This is a genomic window from Oribacterium sinus (assembly GCF_963537195.1).
Classification (GTDB): domain Bacteria; phylum Bacillota; class Clostridia; order Lachnospirales; family Lachnospiraceae; genus Oribacterium; species Oribacterium sinus_A.
Window position 1 is genome coordinate 1 of record NZ_CAUTEG010000161.1, and the last position, 2,662, is coordinate 2,662.

Consider the following 2,662-nt stretch of genomic DNA (forward strand, 5'->3'; position numbering starts at 1 on the left):
TGGAAAACCCAAGCACAATAAATTATATGGCTGGTTATATCGTTAATGATGTAGACAAAGCAAGAAGTATGGGATTAGATGTTTTGGAAGTGGAAGAAGCAGAGTATGCAGTTGTAGAGTTAATAGGAAGTGTTCCGGATTGCATTCATAATGGATGGAAATATGCGATGGAAGTCTTTTTCCCTGAGCATGGCTATGTTCATTCAGGAAAACCTGACTTTGAATATTATTATGAAGGTGATATGCACAGCAATGATTATAAAATGGAGCTGTGGATTCCGATAACTAAAGCTTAAAAAACAGGTTTGTAAATATAAAAGAGATTACATTTCAAGAGGATTGGGAGATAGAAGAAGTATGCTGAACATCAGCCAACTGTCTACAAAGTATAGAATTAAAAAAATGGAGGGAATTTAAATGGGATTTAGGATATTCATGCTAATCGTAGTTTTACTTATTCCGTTCACTATGCTTTTCTTTGGCTGGCTACTTTTCAGGAGAACACCGAAAGAAATCAATTATGTATTCGGATACCGAACAAAAAGGTCCATGAGGAATGAAGAAACATGGAAGTTTGCGAATCAATATTTTGGGAAAGCATGGTATCTTTGCGGACTACTTTCAGCACCTCTCTCCGTGATTGCCATGGCCATTGTTTTTGAAAAGAGAACGGAGACAGTGGGGACTGTTGGCGGTATTATCACGATGATTCAGATGATCCCTTTAGTTGGTGCGATGATTCCAACAGAGATTGCATTGAAGAAAAACTTTGATGAAAACGGGAGAAGGAAATAAACTTGGGATTTATTTTTTGTATCTGTAACATTGGAAAATACTTTATTTTCACCTGAAAGTTGCATGTAATGAGACTATGAGGTGAAAATATGATAAAAACAACAGCAATGCTCCTAGAGGAATTAAGTGAATACGGTTCTCCAAAGTCTAAGCTCTCCCGTATGGCTAAGAGTGGTGAGTACTTCCCTATAACAAAAGGAATTTATGAAACAGACCGGCATACTCCGGCTTACTTACTCGCGGGCAGCATTTACGGTCCTTCCTACATTTCCTTTGAATATGCTCTAAGCTTTTATGGGATGATTCCGGAAGCGGTATATACCGTTACTTCCGCCACATTTGAGAAGAAAAAGAAAAAGAAGTTTGAAACAGCTTTCGGGACATTTACTTACCGCGATATACCTTCTGAGGCATTTCCTCTTGGCATTCGTTTGTTGCAAGAAGGAGAATACTTTTATCGTATTGCTGAAGTAGAAAAGGCCTTATGCGATCAGCTTTATACAGTGTCTCCCTTGCCAAATACAAAGGAGCTTTTTTTGCATTTAACAGAAAACTTACGCATTGAAGAATCAGAGCTGAAAAAGCTGGATACCCTTAAGGTATGTGAGTATAGTGCGGCGTATCATTCAAGCAATATTAAAAAGTTGTATTCGCTTCTTAGGAGGCTTTAAGATGAGTGTTGTGATTGAACAAATATTGAAAAACTATCATGTGGATTTTGAATTTTTAACAGAAGGATACTTCGGCTATAGTACAACATATACAGGCTGGCTTTGGGAGAAAGGAAAAGAACCTGTATCGGCTATCCTGTATATTTGGAATTCAGGGGATATGGTTTATAGAATTGATTGTTAAATTTGGGTTTGTGGGAGTGATTGGTGTATGAGGAAAGCAGTATTTATCTTAATGTTGATTCTATGTATCGCGATCAATGTATTTACTTTATGGCTTATCTTACCTGATTTTTTCTTTCCAAAAAGAAGCGTATATGTTACAAAACAAGACGACTATATCGTGGAAATAGTAAAAGAATATTTTCGTATAGAATATGATATTAGTAAGATTGTCTATCAGCAAAGCTTTCCGAATGGCTATTCTTTGGATATCTATAATGTAGTCGGAGAGACGGATAAGGAATTTGATGATACGCTTAGTGTTGCTGAAAGTAATGAAATACAAGAATATTTTTTAAATTTAAAGCCGGATTCATCCAAATATTTGAGGCTGTTGGAAGCAGAACTCATAATTGAATTCTTTGTAATTACAGTAATTATTATTGCTAATAGCAGAAAAAATCGAAGAAAATCGGATACCGAACAAAAAGCTCAATGATGAATGAGGAAACATGGAAGTTTTTGAATTAATATTTGTGGAAAGTATGGTATCTTTTTGGATTGCTTTCAGCGCCTCTCTCCGTGATGGCTATAGCCCTTGTACTTGGAAAAGGAACAGAGAGCGTGCTCTTTAGAGTGAGGGATGCTTATTGACTTTTAGATCAATAAGATGAGAAGTCCAGGAAAGATAATTTTGAACTTGTGAGGATGGGATAATACAGTGAATGAGAAAAATAATGAGGTAAAGAAAACAACACGCAAAAAATGCGTGTTGATGGATATAAGCGGATTGCAGCATCCATTTTTTTGGAATTTCTAGGGAGAAATGACGCATTATTCCGGAATGAAGAAAAGGTAATTAGCGATGGAGCTTTAGTGGCAATTACACTTATGATTGCAGAGTCTAAGCCGGAGGAAAAAGACATAATGACTACTTTGGTTATGAATTTATTGAAGATGTAGATAAATTAGAATTTGTTTAGTTCCTTAGAGTAATGTATGAGCATTGTGTATTGTCCGATGCTCTAAAATTG

Annotated in this window: 6 protein-coding genes; all 6 read left to right on the top strand. The window is 36.1% G+C overall.

Going from position 1 to position 2,662, the window contains the following annotated elements; genetic code table 11:
* Positions 1 to 296 (top strand): GyrI-like domain-containing protein (locus RYL27_RS11335; RefSeq protein ID WP_314967222.1); only part of this gene is annotated, 296 nt, incomplete at its 5' end.
* Between the two features lie 121 nt (positions 297 to 417).
* Positions 418 to 795 (top strand): SdpI family protein, encoded by a 378-nt coding sequence (locus RYL27_RS11340; protein ID WP_314967223.1) that lies wholly within the window; start codon positions 418 to 420, stop codon positions 793 to 795.
* Positions 796 to 1,094: 299 nt separating this feature from the next.
* A complete protein-coding gene (locus RYL27_RS11345) occupies positions 1,095 to 1,466 on the top strand; it encodes a hypothetical protein (protein WP_314967224.1) in 372 nt (123 codons plus the stop codon).
* Between the two features lies 1 nt (position 1,467).
* Complete coding sequence (locus RYL27_RS11350) at positions 1,468 to 1,650, top strand: hypothetical protein (protein ID WP_009429154.1); 183 nt, start codon at positions 1,468 to 1,470, stop codon at positions 1,648 to 1,650.
* 27 nt (positions 1,651 to 1,677) lie between these two features.
* Positions 1,678 to 2,127: a hypothetical protein gene (locus tag RYL27_RS11355; protein WP_314967225.1), complete on the top strand. Its 450-nt coding sequence runs from the start codon at positions 1,678 to 1,680 to the stop codon at positions 2,125 to 2,127.
* A 266-nt stretch (positions 2,128 to 2,393) separates the two neighbouring features.
* Complete coding sequence (locus RYL27_RS11360) at positions 2,394 to 2,591, top strand: phosphoribosylaminoimidazolesuccinocarboxamide synthase (protein ID WP_314967226.1); 198 nt, start codon at positions 2,394 to 2,396, stop codon at positions 2,589 to 2,591.
* The last annotated feature ends 71 nt before the right edge of the window (positions 2,592 to 2,662 follow it).

Coding starts and splice junctions, on each gene's coding strand:
- RYL27_RS11340 (WP_314967223.1), top strand. CDS start 418: ATGGGATTTAGGATATTCATGCTAATCGTAGTTTTACTTATTCCGTTC.
- RYL27_RS11345 (WP_314967224.1), top strand. CDS start 1,095: ATGATTCCGGAAGCGGTATATACCGTTACTTCCGCCACATTTGAGAAG.
- RYL27_RS11350 (WP_009429154.1), top strand. CDS start 1,468: ATGAGTGTTGTGATTGAACAAATATTGAAAAACTATCATGTGGATTTT.
- RYL27_RS11355 (WP_314967225.1), top strand. CDS start 1,678: ATGAGGAAAGCAGTATTTATCTTAATGTTGATTCTATGTATCGCGATC.
- RYL27_RS11360 (WP_314967226.1), top strand. CDS start 2,394: ATGCGTGTTGATGGATATAAGCGGATTGCAGCATCCATTTTTTTGGAA.